This window comes from Bradyrhizobium sp. USDA 4474, from assembly GCF_054057515.1.
Map to the genome: position 1 here is coordinate 1165776 of NZ_JBSRZJ010000002.1, position 20255 is coordinate 1186030.

At 62.4% G+C, this 20255-nt stretch carries 17 protein-coding genes; 13 read left to right on the top strand and 4 right to left on the bottom strand.

The window, feature by feature from the left end:
- Positions 1–161 precede the first annotated feature (161 nt).
- The 11 genes from ACVW16_RS07295 (at position 162) to ACVW16_RS07345 (ending at position 13000) form a co-directional block, all read left to right on the top strand.
- Positions 162–1481 (top strand): MBOAT family O-acyltransferase, encoded by a 1320-nt coding sequence (locus tag ACVW16_RS07295; protein WP_456802323.1) that lies wholly within the window; start codon positions 162–164, stop codon positions 1479–1481.
- 3 nt (positions 1482–1484) lie between these two features.
- The gene (locus ACVW16_RS07300; RefSeq protein ID WP_456770128.1) at positions 1485–2459 is read left to right on the top strand and encodes a hypothetical protein; all 975 of its coding nucleotides are present in this window, start codon (positions 1485–1487) and stop codon (positions 2457–2459) included.
- Between the two features lie 141 nt (positions 2460–2600).
- The gene (locus ACVW16_RS07305; protein ID WP_456738725.1) at positions 2601–3983 is read left to right on the top strand and encodes a GHMP family kinase ATP-binding protein; all 1383 of its coding nucleotides are present in this window, start codon (positions 2601–2603) and stop codon (positions 3981–3983) included.
- A gap of 13 nt (positions 3984–3996) precedes the next feature.
- Positions 3997–5916 (top strand): N-acetylneuraminate synthase family protein, encoded by a 1920-nt coding sequence (locus ACVW16_RS07310; RefSeq protein WP_456738726.1) that lies wholly within the window; start codon positions 3997–3999, stop codon positions 5914–5916.
- Complete coding sequence (locus ACVW16_RS07315) at positions 5916–6605, top strand: acylneuraminate cytidylyltransferase family protein (protein ID WP_456738727.1); 690 nt, start codon at positions 5916–5918, stop codon at positions 6603–6605. Before ACVW16_RS07310 ends, ACVW16_RS07315 begins: the two co-directional genes overlap by 1 nt.
- Positions 6598–7362 carry an SDR family oxidoreductase gene (locus ACVW16_RS07320; protein WP_456738728.1) on the top strand — a complete coding sequence of 255 codons (765 nt, stop codon included), beginning with the start codon at positions 6598–6600 and terminating at the stop codon, positions 7360–7362. The genes ACVW16_RS07315 and ACVW16_RS07320 overlap by 8 nt, the downstream gene beginning before the upstream one ends.
- A complete protein-coding gene (locus ACVW16_RS07325; RefSeq protein ID WP_456738729.1) occupies positions 7359–8207 on the top strand; it encodes a sugar phosphate isomerase/epimerase family protein in 849 nt (282 codons plus the stop codon). Before ACVW16_RS07320 ends, ACVW16_RS07325 begins: the two co-directional genes overlap by 4 nt.
- The gene (locus ACVW16_RS07330; protein WP_456770129.1) at positions 8204–8965 is read left to right on the top strand and encodes an SDR family NAD(P)-dependent oxidoreductase; all 762 of its coding nucleotides are present in this window, start codon (positions 8204–8206) and stop codon (positions 8963–8965) included. The genes ACVW16_RS07325 and ACVW16_RS07330 overlap by 4 nt, the downstream gene beginning before the upstream one ends.
- Before the next feature lie 13 nt (positions 8966–8978).
- The gene (locus ACVW16_RS07335; RefSeq protein WP_456738731.1) at positions 8979–9818 is read left to right on the top strand and encodes an SDR family oxidoreductase; all 840 of its coding nucleotides are present in this window, start codon (positions 8979–8981) and stop codon (positions 9816–9818) included.
- Positions 9812–11545, top strand: a complete 1734-nt coding sequence (locus tag ACVW16_RS07340) for a hypothetical protein (protein ID WP_456802324.1) — start codon at positions 9812–9814, stop codon at positions 11543–11545. Before ACVW16_RS07335 ends, ACVW16_RS07340 begins: the two co-directional genes overlap by 7 nt.
- A gap of 120 nt (positions 11546–11665) precedes the next feature.
- A complete protein-coding gene (locus ACVW16_RS07345; RefSeq protein WP_456802325.1) occupies positions 11666–13000 on the top strand; it encodes a hypothetical protein in 1335 nt (444 codons plus the stop codon).
- 105 nt (positions 13001–13105) lie between these two features.
- Here ACVW16_RS07345 and ACVW16_RS07350 read toward each other — a convergent pair whose 3' ends face one another.
- From ACVW16_RS07350 to rfbF, 4 genes are read right to left on the bottom strand one after another with little or no spacing between them, the layout of a single operon-like run.
- Positions 13106–14038 carry a hypothetical protein gene (locus ACVW16_RS07350; RefSeq protein WP_456738734.1) on the bottom strand — a complete coding sequence of 311 codons (933 nt, stop codon included), beginning with the start codon at positions 14036–14038 and terminating at the stop codon, positions 13106–13108.
- Positions 14031–15272, bottom strand: a complete 1242-nt coding sequence (locus ACVW16_RS07355) for a class I SAM-dependent methyltransferase (RefSeq protein ID WP_456738735.1) — start codon at positions 15270–15272, stop codon at positions 14031–14033. Before ACVW16_RS07355 ends, ACVW16_RS07350 begins: the two co-directional genes overlap by 8 nt.
- A gap of 46 nt (positions 15273–15318) precedes the next feature.
- A complete protein-coding gene (rfbG, locus tag ACVW16_RS07360) occupies positions 15319–16380 on the bottom strand; it encodes a CDP-glucose 4,6-dehydratase (protein ID WP_456738736.1) in 1062 nt (353 codons plus the stop codon).
- Positions 16377–17147, bottom strand: coding sequence for a glucose-1-phosphate cytidylyltransferase (gene rfbF, locus ACVW16_RS07365; protein ID WP_456738737.1), 771 nt, complete (start codon positions 17145–17147; stop codon positions 16377–16379). Before rfbF ends, rfbG begins: the two co-directional genes overlap by 4 nt.
- A gap of 227 nt (positions 17148–17374) precedes the next feature.
- Here rfbF and ACVW16_RS07370 point away from each other — a divergent pair, with 227 nt between their 5' ends.
- Both ACVW16_RS07370 and ACVW16_RS07375 read left to right on the top strand, forming a co-directional pair.
- Entirely contained in the window at positions 17375–18316 is a 942-nt protein-coding gene (locus tag ACVW16_RS07370) for a glycosyltransferase family 2 protein (protein WP_456738738.1), read from the top strand.
- A gap of 78 nt (positions 18317–18394) precedes the next feature.
- Complete coding sequence (locus ACVW16_RS07375; protein ID WP_456738739.1) at positions 18395–20092, top strand: hypothetical protein; 1698 nt, start codon at positions 18395–18397, stop codon at positions 20090–20092.
- Positions 20093–20255: the final 163 nt, after the last annotated feature.

Here is a 20255-nt window from a genome sequence, read left to right on the forward strand (position 1 = left end):
TTTGCTTCAATGCTACGGGAGGTTGATCTTCCGTCTCGCCTCCCGTATTTTGTGGCCGACACGGGCAATTGCTGATGCTGTTCAATTCTTCGAATTTTCTTTTCGCCTTTTTCCCCATCGTCTTCCTGGTCTTCTTCGCACTTGGCAGGATCGGCCGCGGAATGGCATCGGCCTTTCTGTTCGTCGCTTCCCTGGTGTTTTACGGCTGGGACGATCCTGCTTTCCTGATCCCGCTCATCTCGGCATCGATCGTCTTCAACTACGTCATGGGCCGGACGATTACAGCGATGCACAACCGATCGATCCTCGCACTCGGTATCGCGATCGACCTCGGCCTGCTGGCCTACTTCAAATATGCCAATTTCATTGCCGAGAATTTCGCGTTTCTGGGTGCTCTCTCGCTCCACGTTACACTTCCGATCGGCATCTCTTTCTTCACTTTCACGCAGATCGCGTTCTTGGTGGACTGCTATCGCGACGAAGCCGAAGAATATAATCCGATCCACTACGGGCTGTTCGTCTCGTACTTTCCGCATTTGATCGCAGGCCCGATCCTGCATCACAAGGAGATGATGCCGCAATTCGCGAGGGCGCAAACTTACGCGCTCAATACCACCACGCTGCTGACCGGCCTGTGCTGGTTCGCGGCCGGCCTGTTCAAGAAAGTCGTCCTCGCCGACGGTATCGAGCCTCATGCCAGCGCCGTATTCGGCGCCGTCGACCAGGGGCAGACGCTCGCCTTCGGACAAGCATGGCTCGGCGCGCTCCCCTACACGCTGCAACTTTATTTCGACTTCTCCGGCTATTCCGACATGGCGATCGGCCTCGCCCTGACGCTCGGCGTCGTCTTCCCGCCGAATTTCATGAGCCCCTACAAGGCGCGATCGCTGATAGATTTCTGGCGGCGCTGGCACATGACCCTCTCGCGTTTCCTGCGCGATTATCTCTACATCGCGCTGGGCGGAAACCGGCATGGCCCCCTTCGCCGCTATCTCAACCTCTTTGTCACAATGCTGCTCGGCGGTCTTTGGCACGGCGCAGCCTGGACCTTCGTCGCATGGGGCGCGCTTCATGGCCTCGGCCTGCTGGTCAATCACGCCTGGCGCTCGACACGAATTCAGCTTCCCGCTCTGCTTTCTTGGGCGCTGACGCTGATGTTCGTCATTCTCGCCTGGGTGCCGTTTCGCGCCTCGAACCTCGCCTCAGCGACCGCCCTCTGGAAAGCGATGCTCGGTCTTGGCGGCGGTGAGACGGCCGCAAGCCCGCTCGGCTGGGCCTGGGTCATGGCACTTGCGGCGATCGCGCTCCTGCTTCCCAACACGATCGAGATTTTCACGCCCAAGGGCTATCTCGTTGCCGACGAGCAGCAGCTTTGGAAGCCATCACTGCGCTGGTCCGCGCTCGGCGGCGTCGCCTTCGGTGCGAGCCTCGCCGCCATTCTCGGCGGCCAGCCGACCGCCTTCTTGTATTTCCGCTTCTGACCCGTGCGCAATCTCGTCCTCATCACGGTTTTTGTCGCGACCGCCGCAATCTCCACCGCGATTTTTCCGCTCGTCTATTGGTTTCCCAAAGCACTTTCGTGCAGGACCAACGCCGATCCCTCAGCCTTCCTCACCTACTGCAACAGCAACGACTACGGCGACTACGAACACGGCGCGTTCTATTGGAATCTCGAACCCGAGGCGACGAAGTCGCTCCGCAATGCCAAAATCCTGTTCCTCGGCAACAGCCGTTTGCAGTTCGGCTTCTCGACCGGAGCCACCCGACGCTATTTCGAGCAGAAGCGCCTGCCGTACTACCTCGCAGGCTTCACTTATTACGAGAACATGGTGTTCATCCAACGGCTGATGGAGGAGTACGACCTGAATCCGGACATCGTCGTCATCAATTCCGACGCAACATTCTTCAGCGAGAAATTGCTGTCGACACCGGCCGAGATGTTCGGCTCCAAGAGAAAATCACTGTACTGGACAACGCTGTACGCGTATCTGCTCAAGGCTACCTTCACCCGCGTGGTGAGACCTATCTGTGCGACACTTGCCTTCGCATGCACCCAGAAGCTCCAGACGCTGTGGCGCCGGCGCGACACGGGCGACTGGCTTTGGCAGGGCACGTTTGCCGAGTTGAACAAGTCTATTCCAATAGACCCCGCCACCCGTCCGCCCGCCCCCGACGAGGCAGCACTGCTGGAATTCGAAAAGGCTGCGGACATCTTCCTGCGCGGGCTTCGGTTGCCGCGTCACTGCATCATTCTCACCGCCGTTCCCAACAGCATATTGACGGATGAGCCCATCGCCGATCGCATCGGCAAACAGTTCCAGCTGCCGGTGATCGTGCCACATCTCGATCACCTTGCGACCCTCGACGAGAGCCATCTGAACGCGGCGAGCGCCGAACGATGGTCCGAGGCCTTTCTGCGCGACGCCACGCCCGCATTCGATCGTTGCCTCCGGAAGTGACCTGGGATCGCCGCAGACCGGCCGAATGACCGGGTCCGGTGGGACCTGGAACCTTGCATCGCACCGACTGCTACCGTATTAGCTGGGGCCTGCGCCATTGATCGCGGCCCATGCAATCAGCCTTCTTCCGGACCCAAAAGCGTGCTTGAGCGAACAATCGTCACCATCGCCGAGACCGAGACGATTGAGGAAGCCTTCCGGCGCCTCAATGCCAATATGCTCGGCATCCTCTTTGCGCAGGATGCCGGCGGGCGGATCGTCGGCGCGGTGACAGATGGCGACATCCGTAGGCGGATGTTGACCGGCATCACCATCCACGACAGCGTCGCAGCGTGCGTCAATCGCAAGTTCGTGTGGGCGCGCGCCGGCGGACCGCGCGAGCAAATTCTCAAACTGCTCGATCAGCGTGTTCACGTCGTGCCCATCCTCGACGGCGAGGGACGGCTGGTCGACGTTTTCAGCCGCGAGCTGTTCAACCTCTCGGAAGAGAGCGAGGTGTTTGCGCGCGCCCGCTCTCCGGTGCGGATCAGCTTCTCCGGCGGCGGCACCGACCTGACGCATTACTTCGTGGAGAACGACGGCGGCGCAGTCATCAACGCCACGATCAAGATGTACGCCCATGCAACGCTCAGGCGACGCAGCGACCCCCGGATCCGAATCTACTCGCACGACTTCCGCTGCACGGTCGAGGCAAGCAGTCTCGCAGAGCTCGCCGCGGGCGGCGATCTCGCCTTGATCAGATCGGTGATCCGCCTGATCAAGCCCATTTACGGATTCGAGCTCGAGGTCTCCGCCGACTTCCCGGTCGGCTCCGGGCTCGGCGGCTCGGCCGTGGTGTCCTCGGCCATCATCGGTTGCTTCAACGAATTCCGCGGCGATCAGTGGGACCGCCACGAGATCGCGGAGATGGCATTCCAGGCCGAGCGGCTGATGCTCAATATCCCCGGCGGCTGGCAGGATCAATATGCCACCGTGTTCGGCGGCTTCAATCACATGGAGTTCTCGTCAGACCAGAACACCATCGTGCCGCTGCGCCTCGACCCCAACATCATCGCCGAGCTCGAGGAGAGCCTGGTGCTCTGCTATACCGGCTCGGGTCATGACTCCGGCGCGATCCACCGCGACCAGAAGGCACAACACGAAACCTCAGATGCAGTCGCCGCCGCCGCCAAGCAGAAGGAGGTGACACGCGAGATTCGCAAGCACCTTCTGCGCGGCCGGCTGCTCGAATGCGGCCGACTGATCGACGAGGCCTGGCACGCCAAGCGCAAGCTGAGCTCCAAGATCTCCTCGAGCGAGCTCGACCATATCTATGACTTCGCCAAGTCGCACGGCGCGGTCGGCGGAAAACTGCTGGGCGCCGGCGGCGGCGGCTATTTTCTGTTTTTCGTGCGGCCGTTCGAGCGCTACCCGCTGATCTCCGCGCTGGAGCAGAAGGGCCTGCGCTGTGCCCGCATCATGTTCGAGGAGAACGGCCTCAGGACCTGGAAATCGCGCTTCCCGGCCCAGCCGGCCGACGAGTGAGAAGAGATTATCGATGACTTCGTCCCATAAGACCGCCCCGATCCGCATCGGCAACCGCCTTCTGGGGGACGGCCAGCCCTGCTACGTGATCGCCGAGGTCGGCAACAACCACAATGGCGACTTCGATCGCGCGATCGCGCTGGTCGATGCAGCGATCGCGGCCGGCGCGGATTGCGCCAAATTCCAGATGCGCAAGCTCGACGAGGTCTACCGCGCCTCCTCGCTCTCCGGAAAGGACGACGACCTTGCCGTCGAGTACACGCTCGACCTGCTGCGCCGTTTCGAGCTTACGACCGAGCAGCAGAAAAGGATCGCCGATTATTGCGCCTCGAAGGGCATCGAATATCTCTGCACGCCCTGGGACGCCAAAAGCGTCGCGGTGCTCGAGGGTTTTGGCGTGACCGCCTACAAGGTCGCCTCCGCCGACCTCACCAACCTTCCTCTGCTCGCCAAGCTCGCCGCGACGGGCAAGACATTGATCGTCTCGACCGGCATGAGCACGACCGAGGAAATCAAGACCGCTGCGAAATTCCTCGACGAGCGCAACGGCAACTACGTGCTCCTGCATTGCCAGAGCACCTATCCGGCCGCGCTCCACAACATCCACCTGCGTTTCATGGAAACGCTTCGGGAGATCCACCCGCTCGTCGGCTATTCCGGCCATGAGCGCGGCACCGCGGTGTCGACGGCGGCCGTCGCCCTCGGCGCCGCCGTGATCGAGCGCCACATCACGCTCGACCGCGAGATGGAAGGCCCCGATCATGCCGCGAGCCTGGAGCCGGAGGAATTCAAGGCGCTCGTCACCGGCATCCGCGAGGTCGAGGCGGCGCGCGGCGAGAAGCTTGCCGAGCGCGCGCTCAGCCAGGGCGAGCTCATCAATCGCGAGAACCTGGCCAAGAGCCTGGTCGCCGCACGCGACATCGAAGCCGGCACGGTCATTTCCGACGACGACATTGCGGTCAAGAGTCCGGGCCAGGGCCTCTCGCCGCTGAAAATGCCGGCGCTGATCGGCAGAACCCTCAAGCGCAGGATGGCGGTCGACGACTACTTCTTCCAGAGCGACCTCGACGCGGGTGCCGCCAAGGCCCGGCGCTATCGCTTCGACCGCCCCTGGGGCGTGCCGGTGCGCTATCACGACGCCGAGCGCTTCCTGGAAATCTGCGAGCCTGACATCGTCGAGTTCCATCTCAGCTACAGCGACATGGAGCGCGATCCCGGCGCCTATCTCTCCGGCACCTACGATCTCGGCTTCGTCGTGCACGCGCCGGAACTGTTCGCCGGCTCCAAGCTGATGGACCTTGCAACGCCGGACGAGGCGCTGCGCCGCTATTCGTTGGAGCAGACCCAGGCCGTGATCGACATCACCCGGGGCCTGAAGAAATTCTTCCCCAAGACAAAGCGTCCGCCGATCGTCGCCAATATCGGCGGCTTCACCATGGACGAGCCGTTGCCGCCGGACGAGAAGGCCGAACGCTATCGCATTTTCGCGCAAAGCCTGAAGGAACTCGACATGGACGGTGTCGAGCTGACGCCGCAGACCATGGCACCGTTCCCCTGGCATTTCGGCGGTCAGCGCCACCAGAACATCTTCATTTTCCCTGAGGAATCCGCAGCCTTCTGCGCCAGCCATGATTTGCGGATGTGCGTCGACATCTCGCACACGAAACTTGCGGCCAACCATTTCGGCTTCGATTTCGCGCAAGGCCTTGCCCAGCTCGGCCCCCACACCGCGCATCTGCACTTCGGCGACGCCAAGGGACTGGACGGCGAAGGCCTCCAGGTCGGCGAAGGCGAGATCGACTTCGACGAGATCGGACAGGTGCTGCGCAAGCACGCCCCCACAGCATCCTTCATTCCCGAGATCTGGCAGGGCCACAAGAACATGGGCGAGGGCTTCTGGACTGCGCTCGAACGTCTCGAGGGACACATCTGATGGCGCGCAAGACGCTGGCCGTGATCGCCGCACGCGGCGGCTCCAAGGGCATCCCGCACAAGAACCTGCTCGATCTCTGCGGCAAGCCGCTGATCGCCTGGACCGTCGAACAGGCGCGCGCGGCGCGTGGCGTCGACGTGGTGGCGGTGTCCTCCGACAGCGACAGGATTCTGCAAGCGGCCGAAGCTGCCGGCGCAGTCGGCGTGCGGCGTCCGGACGACATTTCGGGAGACCTCGCCTCCTCCGAATCCGCCTGGCTGAACGCGCTCGATGCCATCGACGGGAAGATGGGCCGGTTCGAACGCATCGTCGCGCTGCAGGCGACCTCGCCGATCCGCGAGCCAAGTGACATCGAACAGGCGCTCGACACGTTCGATCGCGATCATCTCGACAGCCTGCTCTCCGTTTGCGAGGTGGAGGACTATTTCAACTGGCGCATCGGCCAAAGCGGTCCGGAGCCAATCAACTACGACTATCGCAACCGCCGCATGCGGCAGCAGATCGAGAAGCGCTACCTCGAGAACGGCTCGTTCTACGTCCTCGTCCCTTCACTCCTGCGCGAGCAGAGCAATCGCCTCGGCGGCAAGATCGGCTTTCACCTGATGGAGCGTCACAAGATGTTCCAGATCGACCGCCCCGAGGACGTCAAGCTCTGTGCCGCCATCATGCGCAGTTACGGCTATGCCTGATCTCGGCGCCTTCTCTCTCGCGGATAAGATCGCCGTCGTGACCGGCGCCTCGCGCGGCATTGGCGCTGCGATCGCTGACGGCCTGAAGAATGCCGGCGCGACCGTGTTCGGCCTCAGCCGCTCGGGAACCGCGCCGCATGGCGTAAGGGCCATCGCCTGCGATCTCTCCGACGATGCCGCAATCACGCGTGCATTCGCCGTGATCGCCGGAGAAGCCGGGCGAATCGACGCGCTGGTCAACGCAGCCGGCGTCAGCCTCCCGGCCCAAAGCGCCGACGGCGAGCTCGCGCGCTTCCGCGCCACGATCTCGACCGACCTCACCGGCGTCTACGCCACCATCCTCGCCGCCTATCCGCTGCTGAAGAACGCGAGCGCGGCTGCCATCATCAACGTCACCAGCATCAACTCGACCCGCGGCTTTCCCGGCAATCCCGGGTACGTCGCAGCGAAGGCGGGCCTCGCGGGCCTGACGCGCGCGCTCGCCGGCGACTACGCGCCCGACGGCATCCGCGTCAACGCGCTGGCGCCGGGCTATGTCGCGACCGAGATGACCGCGAAAAGTTTTGCCGATCCCGTCATGCACGAGGAGCGGCGCCGACACACCATGCTCGGCCGCTGGGGACAGCCGGCCGACATGGTCGGAGCCGCCATCTTCCTGGCGTCGGAGGCCTCTGCCTATGTGACCGGCCAGGAGATCTTCGTCGATGGCGGCTGGACGACCAAGGGCCTCGCCATCAGCTCGGATAGCAAATCGTGACCTCAACGCTGCAACGCATCGGCTTCATGCAGGGACGCCTGTCGGCTCTCGTCGACGGCAGGATTCAGGCCTTCCCCTGGACCGAATGGCGCGAGGAATTCCCCCGCGCGAAAGCGCTCGGCCTGACACGGATGGAATGGACCATCGATCAGGACCGGCTGCGGGAGAATCCGCTCGCGACTGAAGCCGGCCAGAGCGAGATCGCAATCCTGGCGCGCGAGAACGGCCTGCGCATTCCAAGCCTGACTGGCGATTGCTTCATGCAGGCGCCGTTCTGGAAGGTCGAGGGCGCCGTGCGCGACGCGCTGGTCGACGATCTCGATCTCCTGGTCGCGGCCTGCAGCCGGATCGGCATCGAATTCGTCGTGATCCCGCTGGTCGACAACGGCAAGATCGAACGCGAGAGCGAGAGCGATACGCTCAAGCAAGTGCTGATCGCGCGCCGCGACCAGCTGGCAAAGCGGAACGTCAAGATCGTGTTTGAATCCGACCTGCCGCCGCGCGAACTTGCCCGCTTCATGGAGGCCTTTCCGGCCGAAGTATTCGGCATCAATTACGACAGCGGCAACAGCGCTTCGCTCGGCTATGACAGCGCCGAGGAGATCGCGGCCTACGCGCCGCGGATCCTCAACGTGCACATCAAGGATCGTATTCGCGGCGGCACCACGGTGCCGCTCGGCACCGGCAATGCGGATCTCGCCAAGACGATCCGGCTGATCGAGCAGTCCGGCTACAAGGGGCAGTACATCCTGCAAACCGCGCGCGCCGCGGACGGTGACCATTCCGGCGCGCTGGCCAAATACCGCGACATGACGGCGGGCTGGATCGAGGACGCCGCGCGATGAAGCTCGAGCTCGACGACCGCGTGGCCCTCGTCACCGGCGCGAGCCGCGGCATTGGTCTTGCCATTGCCGCTGGCCTCGCCGCGGAGGGCGCCAGGGTCGCGCTCGCGGCACGCGGCGCCGACGCCCTGAACGCGGCGGGTGCCGCGGTCGGCGCGCACAATTCGGTTCACGTCGCCGACGTCACCGATCCGACCGCCGCCGCCGCGCTGGTGCAGGACGTCCAAAAGCAGTGGGGACGCCTCGATATTCTCGTTTGCAATGTCGGCAGCGGTGCATCCGTGCCGCCCGGCAAGGAGACCGCGCCGGAATGGTCGCGGGTCATGGACCTGAACTTCTTCGCCACCACCAACATGATCGAGGCCGCACGACCGCTGATGGCGCGCGGTAGCGGCGACCGCGCCATCGTCTGCATCTCCTCGATTGCGGGCATGGCCGCACTCGGTGCGCCGGTGACCTATTATGCCGCGAAGGCTGCCCTGAACGCGACGGTCCGCGGGCTGGCACGGCCGCTGGCCCAGGAGGGGATCCGTATCAATGCCGTAGCCCCAGGGAATATCCTGAGTTCCGACGGCACCTGGGCGCGCAAGATCGCAGAAAACAAGCAGGCGGTCGACGACATGCTTCAGCGCGAGGTGGCGCTACGGCGGCTCGGCAAGCCGGAAGAGATCGCCGACCTCGTTGCTTTCCTCGTTTCGCCGCGCGCAGCCTTCATCACCGGCAGCGTGATGGTGGCAGATGGCGGACAGCTCAGAAGTTGAACAGGAGCTTTGGATGCCAAACCCCTCTTCCCGCTATGACCTGACCGGACGCACCGCGCTTGTGACCGGAGCAGGCGGCCTGTTGGGCAAGCAGCATGTTGCGGCTCTCGCCGAAGCCGGCGCGCGCGTGGTCGTGACCGATGTCGGCCTGGCACAATCAGAGTCGGCCGTGGCGGCGCTGAAGCAATCCACGCCTGCGGCAGACCTGATTGCACTCGAGATCAACGTCACCTCGCCCGACTCCGTGCGCGCGGCGAGCGAGCAGCTTGCCGCCCGCGGCATCACAATCGACATCCTCGTCAACAATGCCGCCATCGATCCGAAAGTGACGTCCGCGCCAGGCGTGATGCACTCCTCGCGTTTCGAGGCCTTTCCGGTGCCGCAATGGCAGACCGAGATCGCCGTCGGCCTCACCGGTGCGATGCTGTGCGCCCAGGTGTTCGGCGGCGCAATGGCGGCACGGCGCCACGGCGTGATTCTCAACATCGCATCCGACCTCGGCGTGATCGCACCGGATCAGCGCATCTACCGGCAACCGAATGTCGCGCGCGAGGAGGAGCAGCCGGTGAAGCCGGTGACCTATTCAGTAATCAAACACGGCCTGATCGGATTAACGAAATATCTGGCGACCTACTGGGCCGACCATGGCGTGCGCGTCAACGCGATCTCGCCGGGCGGCGTCTTCAACAACCAGGATCCAGCCTTCGTCGAGCGGCTGACGCGCTTGATCCCGATGGGACGCATGGCCGACGTCGAGGAATATCGTGCCGCCGTCCAGTTCCTGTGCTCGGATGCATCGAGCTATATGACGGGACAGAACCTGGTCATGGATGGCGGCAGGAGCGTGTGGTAGAAGCCGCCGCGTCCGACTACCCGCGAGCGCCGAAAGCCAGCGTGACTGACCCCATGAGCATGAAAGCTGCAGATTATGACGTCAAATACCAGGCTTTGCTGGTCCTTGCCGTCCTTGCCGCCTGGGGACCGATCATCCTGATCAACCAGGCGCTCTGGGATGATTGGGTCCTGCTGGCGTATTCCGAACTCGGCTCGTTCTGGGAGTTCTTCAAGCAGATGGGGCGCCGGGAGCAGTTTGTGTTGGCTGCCCCCTTTGCGGACCTGGCACAACCGCGCGTCTGGATCATCGCAGCGATGGTACTGTGGTGCGCCATGCCGCCATTGATATACAACATCATCAGACGGGTCACCCAATGGTCGGCAGCAAGTGCATTCTGGGCTGCGCTATTGACCGCCCTCGCGCCGCTCAACCAGGCCCGCTTCATTCTGTCGACCATCCCATACACGTTCTCGAGCCTCTTCTTCGCGCTGGGACTCTTACTTTTGCTGCGCGATCTGAACCGCTCCTCGATCCCGCAACGAGTCGGGACCGTCATTCTTCTGACGATGGCCTTTTCGACCAACTCGTTTCTTGTGCTGGCATGGGTTGCCCCTGCGATCGTCGCACTCGCCGCCTGGCGGGAAACGAAGCATTCCTCTCCTCTTGATCAGCGCATCAGCGCGATGTTGTGGGGCGTGGCCAACAGGGGCGAACTCCTCTTGCTGCCCCTTGTCTATTGGCCGGCAAAGCAGCTGCTCGAGCCGACGAGCGGTCTCTACGCGAACTACAACAAGTTCAGGATGAGCATTCCGGCCGCGCTCAAGCAAACAGCCGTCGCCTTCATCGACCAGTTCAGGGATGCCGGCACGCTTCTGCCCACGCGGGGCGACCTGCCGGAGCTTGTCGTCGCGGCTGCAATGGCAATCACGGCCTTCGCCGCATTGGCGTGGCTCTGGCGGCTCCCCCTGGCGACAAAGGGCGATCATCTGGACAGGCCGCGCTGGCTCGTCACGGCCGTGACGCTCGCCGCCGCAGGAGCGCTCATCATCGGCGCGCTATTCCCCTACGTGATGGTCGGTCAGCCGCCTCGCTTTACCGGATTGTGGGAAACGCGCCACCAGACGACGCTGTTGATGGTGAGCGGATTCGTCATCGTTGCAGTATTGCGGTTGATCGTGCCCCCGCGGTACTTGTGGCGGGCAGCCGCGGCAATCGCGGCGGTGTTTCTGCTGCTCGACTTGTCCTTCACGCAGCGGCTGCTCGCGGACGCGCGCGAGACCCACATGCTGCTCGAAGAGTTCGCGCAGAATCCCTCGCCCCCGGGGACGATGATGCTGGTCATGGAGGCGGACAGGAAGTACCGCGCGTTCGGCCGCTTCTTCCCGTTCTACGAACTTTCCTTCCTGGTCAACGGAGGAAAGAGCGGCCCGAACCTTGCGATCTCGAACCGGGAAGTTCTTGATCCCGCGACGAACGACTATGCCAAATCCGCCGTTCCACCCGTGATCACCGCCCTCGCCGCACTTTGCGAGAGCCACCGCGCCGATCCGCAATACGGGTTCGGCGGCTTCACCTCAAACGGCCAGATCGAAACGGCAAGACTGGTTGCCGTCGGAGAGCCGCCGGGCTTTTTTCGGAGCATCGGCCAGTGGCTTGGCGCATCGGGCAACGGTGCCATTCGAGTGGAGCGAGAGACTGCGCCGATCGGGGGTGTCTGTCGGGCGCCATGCTGCAGCAATCAATGATGGCGGCGTCGCCGCAGCCGAAAACAAATCGACCGCACCGATCACCTTTGGTAATGCAGTGGCGCCCCCCGCTGCCGATGCCGCATCCCGAGGATACCTCCATGCCCTTAGGTCGAAACAATGAGTGAAAAGACCGTGGATGAGAGGATCGAGCTGCAAGGCTGGACTGGGCGGATCGAACCTCGCGCAGCCCTGCTCACGGTCATGGCGATCGGAACCGTCTTGCTCGCCGGGTTGCTCTTTTACGTCATGCTCAAGCAGCCCTTCGAGCCGAACGACGATCTCATTTGGTTCACCAAGCTGCGAAAGCAGAGTTTTTGGGAACTCCCGCTTTCGCCCGCCTGGATCCTGCAGAGTCCCTTCTACCGGCCGGTGGCGGAAATCTGTCTGAAGAGTCTGTACCTTCTGTTCGGCATGGACCTCGCACCCTATCGTTGGGTGCAATTCGCCGCGTTTCTCTTGCTGATGTGGCTCGGCTTTGTCGTTGTTCGGCAACTTCGCCTGCCCTGGGAATCTTCCCTCCTGCTGGTAACCTTTACGCTTGGATCTCCCTTCCTGCCCGGCTCCCTCATTTGGATCAGCGAGCTGCCGCACGTCATCATCTTGATCTGCTTTGCGGCCGCCCTGACCACGATTTTGTCCGAGCAGTCCATCAACACCAAGCTCGTGCTCTGCGGGCTGGCCTTTGCGGTTGCAGTGCTATCGAAAGAGAACGGTCTCGCACTCGCGATCTTCTATCTCTATTTCCTGCGCACCGCGCCGATCAGGGCGGCGCTTGTGTTTGGCGGCATCACGGCGGGCTATCTGCTCTTGCGCGCCCTCGTGCTCGGCCCATCCATCGGGGCCGGCGGGGTCAACGAGTCGGTCGGATACTTCTTCGACTATCTGACTCACGAGCAGCGAATGAGCCTGTTTCCCGGGCATGCCATCTACAGGCTCTACGTCTATAATGTGATTGCGCAGCTCGCGGCGCTGCTGTTTCGCGCAACCCAATGGGGCATCATCATCTCGCATGTGACCTATCACGTGCTGTTGCATGCCGCATCAACTGTCCTGATCGCCATCGGACTGGCTATGCGGATCAAAAGACGGGATGTTCCGGTGTGGCTGGTGATCTTGGTGCTTACGATTGTCGGCGGTACGTTGTTTTCATACTCTTACGCGCGTGACCGTCACCTTGCGCTTCCCGCGTTGGCTTACGGTATCCTCCTGGTCGTTTCTTGTTGCGAACTCGGGCAGTCGATGCGGTCACGCCTGGCGACGACATCCATCATTTTCGGGCTGTGGCTGGCGTGGTCGTATGAGGCCTACAGGTCCGCCATCCTGCTTCCCGCCTCTTCGCTCGAGGTCGTGGAGAAAAGCTATCGACCTTATCCCGAGGTCCAGAATCCAAGGGTGGACGGCGACATCTGGATGGCCGCGCGCCGGCAGGCGCTGGAGCTGGCACCTCAATAGCCCAGAAACCTGAAGCGCGATGAAATTGGGATCGTCATCCCGCTTTAGGTCTTTGTTCGAGCATGATTTTTCGGAAAACCGCTTCACACTTTTCCGGATCATGCTCTAGCGGCGCCGCGACTGCTCCTCCACACGCGTCCAGAGCCGAACAATGGCGCGCTGACGCTGCGTGTAGCCGCCGTCCGCCTCATCCAGTGATCGGCATAGCCGGTTCAGCACTTCGACGCGCGGGTCGCGGACGTGCACGGTCGTTTGCTGCACCGAGGAGAATGGATCGGCCTGCTCTGCGATGATCCTGTCGCCGTCAGCACTCTGTCGCGCGTTGATCCTGAAGCGCGTTTCCCCCGCGCGGGTGTCGATCTTCAGCAAGAAGGGGCTCACAGCCTGTCCGGTGAAAGTCGCTTCCCAGGCAACCGTCTCGGCGTCCGAGGGGCCGGACAGTGCTGACTCCGCTACCTCATCGTACCCACACTCGGCCAAGAGCGCGATCAGGTGGATGCCGTAGAAGCGAAGTGCGCCGCCACCGCTGGCGTCGAACCGCTTCCAATTGTCGAGATTGGCCCGGTAATGGTGCGCAAGGAACATCCAGTCGAGAGAAATGCCGTCGACACCTGAAGCGAGGGCTACGCGGAGCCGCTCTGCCCAGGGCAGGAACCGGAAAGTGTAACCGACACGGTAGCGCTTCCCGGCCTTCTCCAACTCGTCGAGCAGGGAGGCGGCGTGCTGTGGCGTGGGCGCGACCGGCTTTTCCAGGATCAGGTCGCGGATATCAGTCATACGGGCGAGCCGCGGAATCCAGTCGGCCTGGTCGGCCGGGCGGAGCGCAACCACTGCGCCGTTGGCTTGCGCCAGCGCCTGCTCCGTGGTTGCGCACCACGCGACCTGCGACATGTACTGAACCAGCTCCGGCCGCCCACCGACGGTAGATTGATAGCGCTCAGGCAACGCCACCCTCATCCCGCACTCGATGAGCGCGGGCAAATATCCATACATCCCGAAACCCGATCCGAGGATCGTGAATACGGGCGCCTCAGCCATGGAAGTCGTCGGAGCTGAGAACGTCGATCACCGGACCCTTGTATCCGTTGTCGGAGAGATATTGCCGGATCTCGCGCGAGATGTGCCAGGCGAGATTGAGCAGCGGCTTGCCCTGGTCGCCACGCGCGAACAACTCGTCGTCCGACACGATCGGAATGCGGGTGCCCGGTACATAGTGGCCGATCTTGATCGAGCCGGGCTTTTCGTGGACCGCGACGATCTCCTTTTCGGTCAGGCCGAGCAGCTTCACCAGAATGGCCGCTCTGCCCGGAAAGGCTTTTGCGCGGATCGGACCATGCGCTGCAAAGATCTTCTTCAGCTCCTCGCCCTTGTGCGCCTTCCAGAGCTCGACGTCGCGCGCGAGCCGAGCGAACTCGGTCTGGAAGCTGTTTTCGCGTGCCACCACGTCGGCCGCGGCCGTATCGCTCTTCGCAGCGCGGCCCAGGATGACGCGGATGTTGCCGCCATAGCGCGCCGGAAATTCGACATTGTCGATCTCGAGGCCGAGAGACTTCGCGATGAAGCTGAACGATTTGTAGGAATAGGTGCGCGGATGCTCGTGATAGAAAGTGTCGAACTGATGCCGGTCCAGCACCGCGCCCAGATAGTGGTTCTCGATCACGATGACCGTGTTGGGTCCCAGCAGCGCCTTCAGCGCTCCCAGCACGCCCTTCAGGTCCTCGATATGCGCGAACACGTTGGTGAAGGTGATGATGTCGGGCGTGCCGACGCCGCGAAGGATCTCGGCTGCGGTCTCGGTGCTGAGATAGTTCTGCACCACGAAATGGCCCTTGGCCGCGGCATCCTGGGCCGCGCCGGTCGGCTCGATGCCGGCCGTCTTCGCGCCGGCCTCTCGGAAGAAGTCGAGCAGGCTGCCGTCATTGCAGCCGATGTCCAGCACAACCTTGCCCGCCAGTGAGCCCATCTGCTCGGCACATGTCGCGACGAGACTCTTCATGCCGGAGAGCACGTCGGCGGTGAAGCGCGAGCGGTAGTGATAATCCCTGGGGAAGAGATCTTCCTTCGGAACCTGGAAGCGCTGGTGCCCAGTGGCGCAGGTCGGACAGAAATCGATCAAAATCGGATATTCCTGACACTGGCGCGAATCACCGACCTTCACCAGATCGTCGCACAGCGGGTGCAGGCCGAGGTCGAGCACCGGCACGAGCTTGTCGTTGCCACAGACTTCGCAGCCCTTGATCTCAGTGATCGGTCTCGTCGACGTGGTCGCCATTGTATTTGATCCGGTTTGAGGCCCGCCAGGGCCGGAGAAAATTGAGCTAGCCGCGTGTTGTGTTCATGAAAGCGTCGATCTGGTCAACCATCACCGGTCTGACCTCGGCGCCCTGCTCGAATGCCTTGTACCATTCCACGACGGCGGATGCGGCACGGTCGAGGCCCCAGCGCGGCCTCCAGCCGAGCTGGGCCCGCGCCTTGGAACTGTCGAGCGACAATAGCCGCGCCTCATGTGGGTGCTCGCCCGGCTGCGGCATCTGCTGCGGCGGAACACCCCACAGGACGGCCAGGTGGTCGACCAGCCAGCGCACGGTGCGCACACTGTCGGCGTCGGGGCCGAAATTCCATTCGCTCGAGAAAGCGGCCGGGTCGCTCCACAGATGCTCGGCAAGGAGAATATAGCCCGACAGCGGCTCAAGCACGTGCTGCCAGGGCCGCACCGCCTCGGGATTCCGAACCGGCACCGGTTGGCTATTGCGGATCGCCGCAATCACATCGGGGATCAGACGGTCCTGCGCCCAGTCGCCGCCGCCGATCACGTTTCCGGCGCGGGCGCTGGCAAACCCGATCCGGTTAGCCCCGCTGAAGAACGACGAGCGATAGGCCGACGTCACCAGTTCCGCGCAGGCCTTGCTGTTGGAATAGGGATCCTTGCCTCCGAGCGGATCGACCTCGCGATATCCCCACACCCATTCCTTGTTGTCGTAGCATTTGTCGCTCGTGATGTTGACGAGCACGCGCACGCCTGAAGTCCGCACCGCCTCGAATACATGGACGGTGCCCATGACGTTGGTCGCGTAGGTACCAACCGGGTCCTCATAGGAGGCGCGCACGATGGCCTGCGCCGCCATGTGGAACACGATCTCGGGTTGGAACCGCTCGAACGCGGACTTGACCGCAGCGGGATCGCGGATGTCGGCGAAGACCGATACGACGTCCTGCCCGACCTGCGCCAGGTCGTACAAATTGGGGGTCGTCGACGGCGCCAGCGCAAGGCCTGCGACCTCGGCGCCGAGATGACGAAGCCACGTGACCAGCCAACCGCCCTTGAACCCGGTGTGGCCGGTGACGAGAACGCGCTTGCCTGTCCAGAAACCGGCATTCATGGCCAACGCTTCCAGGGCGCCCGCCCGCTGTCCCAGAGCTGCTCCAGATGCAGCTTGTCCCGCAGCGTGTCCATCGCCTCCCAGAAGCCGGCGTGGCGGTAGGCTGCGAGCTGTCCATTCTGTGACAAGCGCTTGAGCGGCTCCTGCTCCCAGATCGTGGCGTCGTCGCCGAGATAGTCGAAGATCGCAGGCTCGAGCACGAAGAAGCCGCCGTTGATCCAGCGGCCGTCGCCGCGCGGCTTCTCCTCGAAATGCTGGACGACATCGTCATCGATATCGAGCGCGCCGAAACGGGCCGGCGGCTGGATCGCCGTGACCGTCGCGTGGCGCCCGTGGGCGCGATGGAAATCCCGCAGTGCGCCAATGTCGACGTCCGCGAGGCCGTCGCCATAGGTCATGCAGAAGGTCCCGTTGCCGACGTAATCCCTCACACGCTTGAGCCGCCCGCCGGTCATGGTGTTGAGGCCGGTGTCGACCAGCGTCACCTTCCAGTGCTCGGCGAATTTGTTGTGCACTTCCATCGAATTGTTGGCGAGGTCGAACGTCACGTCAGCCATATGCAGGAAGTAATTCGCAAAGTATTCCTTGATGACGTACGATTTGTAGCCGCAGCAGATGACGAACTCGTCGATGCCATGCGACGAGAAGATCTTCATGATGTGCCACAGGATCGGCTTGCCGCCGATCTCGATCATGGGTTTCGGCTTGACGTGGCTTTCTTCGGTGATGCGGGTGCCGAACCCACCCGCCAAAATCACGGCCTTCATGCTCACACCCATCCAGCAGGAATATCACATCAGAACGATCAGCCCAGTCTTGTCAACGAGATCAGGCATTTATTACCCGCTTTGGGAGCGGTTGAAGTTGTCCGCTTACCTGCTAAAGAAAGGATTGAAAGATGGCAACCCCACCACCAGCGCATCAACCGCCCCGGGCCGGCTGCCATCCGCCTGATACCGACCGCGGGTGACTGAATGGACGCCCTGGAGGATTGATGCCGAAGAAGATCAGCCTTGTGACCCCCTGCTACAACGAGGAAGCGGGAATCCGTGAATGCTACGCAGCGGTCAAGGACATCTTCGATCGGGAGCTACCGGGCTATGAGCGCGAGCACATCTTCTGCGACAACGCCTCGACCGACCGGACCGTGGAGATCCTGAAGGAGATCGCGGCGCAGGATCCTTCGGTCAAGGTCATCGTCAACGCCCGGAATTTCGGCGTGCTGAGGAACACCTACAACGGCGTGCTGGCCTCGACCGGCGACGCCACGGTGCTGTTCATGCCCGCCGATTTGCAGGATCCGCCGGCGCTGATCCCGACCTTCGTCAAGCATTGGGAGCAAGGTTATGAGATCGTGTTCGGCATCCGGGCGCGGCGCGAGGAGCCGTTCCTGAGCCGCACGGCGCGACATCTCTACTACAAGATGATCAGCCGCATGTCCTATGTCGACTATCCCGCCGACGTCGGCGACTACCAGCTGGTCGACCGCAAGGTGCTCGACGCCATGGAGCAATTCGAGGACGTGCAGCCCTTCATGCGCATGATGCCGTTCGAATGCGGTTTCCGCTCCATCGGAGTGCCCTATACGTGGCTCGCGCGAAAGCACGGCATATCGCGCAACCGGCTGTCGAGCCTGATCGACCAGGGGCTGCTCGGCGCCATCAGCTTCTCGACGGTGCCGCTGCGCTCGGCGTTCTTCTTCGGACTGATCATTTCATCGCTGAGCTTCGCCTATGCGTTCGTCGTACTGCTGCTCAAGATCGCGGGCTTCGACATTGGCCCGCGCGGCATTCCCACGATCGTCATCGGCCTGTTCTTCTTCGGCGGCGTGCAGCTCTTCTTCCTTGGTGTACTCGGCGAATACATCGTTGCGATCTTCAATCAGGTGCGGCGGCGGCCGATTGTGGTGGAACGCGAACGAATCAATTTTGACTGAGCTGTTCTCCGGCGGTCGGGCGCTGTGTCGACCTGACAACAAACTGGGGCCGTGCCGGCACAATCGTCTAGGGGCAACATGTTGACGCCGAATCCGTCCCGCGCCGACGCACACAGCGACCTGCCGCGCGCCGCCTTGCTGGACCGAACGAGCTGCCTTCTGGTCGGCTTCCTGCTGATCGTGCACGTCCCCCTGGCCTTCGACAATGGACTGTTCGGCGACGATTGGCTGATGTTCGAGGTCAAGCCAGGATACCAAACACTGATTTCCTTCCTGCTTCACGGCGCTGGGCATCCGATCACCTACCTCTACTGCGCGATGGCCAACCTGACCGGCTATCCCATGCTCTTCATGAACGGGCTCGCGCTGGCGGGGATCGCGATCGGCGCCCTGAGCCTGCGATCTTTTCTGATTCACCTGCGGATTCTGTCCGAATTCGAGACGTCCTGCGTTGTCTTCCTCGTGTGGACCTACGCTGGCTTCCGTGACTGGGCGACCAAGATCACCGCCCCATACATCTTCAGCTTCGCTCTGCTCTGCCTTGGGCTCAATCTCTTTGCCGGCATCGCAAATTCACGCCGTCCAAGCGTCGGTTTACGGCTCGTGAGCCTCGTTGCAATCTTCTGCAGCTTCGCGATCAACTCGATGATCGTCGTCTACTTCGTAGGCTTGCTGGCCGGCATTTGGCTGATCAAATCCGACGAAGGCCGCAAGCAGCCGATAGCGAACCGCCTCGCTCAATCGGCAAAGCGCTTTGCAGACTACCTTGCGGTTCCCTTCGTTTACTGGGTCTCGACCAACTATTTCTTTCCCAAGATCGGTCCCTACCGTGACTACTATTTGATCCGGGTCCCCGCGCTCGACGACACGCTTGTTCAGCTGCGGCAATTCGTGCGATGGGGCACCTACGAACCCTTCCTCAACGCGATCGAACTCGCCGCGCAATCCCGCTTGCCCGCCATCCTGTCGCTCGTTGCCGGCGTCGCGTTTGTGTCCCTGGCTTTGTGGCAGAGCAGGATTGCCGCAAGCCGTTCGCGGACGTCGCCACGCGACCTGATCTGGCCAGCGGTCGCGGGGATCATGCTCTTCGTCGTCTGCGCGCTGCCCTATATCAGCGTCGGCATATCCCCAACCGGTCATTTTTACGAATCAAGGCACTTGATCCTTTTTGGTATTCCTCTCGGCTTCATTCTCGTCTCGATCCTTCGTGTCGTGCAGCATGCTTCCAGTAAATTCGTCAGTTACGCCGTCTGCGCACTGGTTCTCTCGGCCAATCTTTGCTCGCTCTGGAACAGCTATTTCTTTCAACAGGCCAGATGGATTCGGCAGTCAGCTATGATCGAACAGCTGCAGCGCAGCTATCGCGAGCCGCCTGCGGCGGTGTTCAATCTGGTCGATGGCTTCCTCGACTATCCCGGCAATACCTATTACGGGATCAGCGAGATAACTGGCGCCTTGCACGTCGCCTGGGACAACCGCCCCCTGTTCGGCTTCACCGGGAGAAACGAGCGACCGACGGTTCTTCAGGAAATAGACCAGGCCATGCGGATGGACGGGTCAGCGTTTCGCAACATGGATTTGCGCGGTCCGCAGGCGACGATCGAGTTTGTTCCAAAGGCGCCGGTCCTGAACAACTATGAATTATCCACCCGCTATTATGGCTGCCTGATCCGCTTTTGCGACCGGCAGGAATTCCTCGACGCAGAGGCAAGCACCTCGGTCCGTATCGGCCCGATCCCTGACATCGTTCCGCTCGACGGAAAGGCGGCCCCTTGAAGAAAGCGTTCCGGGCATGAACTCGCTGCAGGCCGGCACCGAAGCGGATCGATCAGCTGCAATGCCCGTTGGTACAAAAGGCCCCCCCGCAATTTCAATCGTCACACGGTTCGGATACGTCCTGCTGTGGTTCATCTCCCCTGTGGTATCTTCTGCCCTTCGC

Bases quoted from the DNA above. Each gene is read 5' to 3' on its own strand.
- ACVW16_RS07330 (WP_456770129.1), top strand. From the start codon at position 8,204: ATGAAGCTCGAGCTCGACGACCGCGTGGCCCTCGTCACCGGCGCGAGC.
- rfbG (WP_456738736.1), bottom strand. From the start codon at position 16,380: ATGAATGCCGGTTTCTGGACAGGCAAGCGCGTTCTCGTCACCGGCCAC.
- ACVW16_RS07350 (WP_456738734.1), bottom strand. From the start codon at position 14,038: ATGGCTGAGGCGCCCGTATTCACGATCCTCGGATCGGGTTTCGGGATG.
- ACVW16_RS07320 (WP_456738728.1), top strand. From the start codon at position 6,598: ATGCCTGATCTCGGCGCCTTCTCTCTCGCGGATAAGATCGCCGTCGTG.
- ACVW16_RS07345 (WP_456802325.1), top strand. From the start codon at position 11,666: ATGAGTGAAAAGACCGTGGATGAGAGGATCGAGCTGCAAGGCTGGACT.
- ACVW16_RS07310 (WP_456738726.1), top strand. From the start codon at position 3,997: ATGACTTCGTCCCATAAGACCGCCCCGATCCGCATCGGCAACCGCCTT.
- rfbF (WP_456738737.1), bottom strand. From the start codon at position 17,147: ATGAAGGCCGTGATTTTGGCGGGTGGGTTCGGCACCCGCATCACCGAA.
- ACVW16_RS07370 (WP_456738738.1), top strand. From the start codon at position 17,375: ATGCCGAAGAAGATCAGCCTTGTGACCCCCTGCTACAACGAGGAAGCG.
- ACVW16_RS07355 (WP_456738735.1), bottom strand. From the start codon at position 15,272: ATGGCGACCACGTCGACGAGACCGATCACTGAGATCAAGGGCTGCGAA.
- ACVW16_RS07335 (WP_456738731.1), top strand. From the start codon at position 8,979: ATGCCAAACCCCTCTTCCCGCTATGACCTGACCGGACGCACCGCGCTT.
- ACVW16_RS07295 (WP_456802323.1), top strand. From the start codon at position 162: ATGGCATCGGCCTTTCTGTTCGTCGCTTCCCTGGTGTTTTACGGCTGG.
- ACVW16_RS07315 (WP_456738727.1), top strand. From the start codon at position 5,916: ATGGCGCGCAAGACGCTGGCCGTGATCGCCGCACGCGGCGGCTCCAAG.
- ACVW16_RS07375 (WP_456738739.1), top strand. From the start codon at position 18,395: ATGTTGACGCCGAATCCGTCCCGCGCCGACGCACACAGCGACCTGCCG.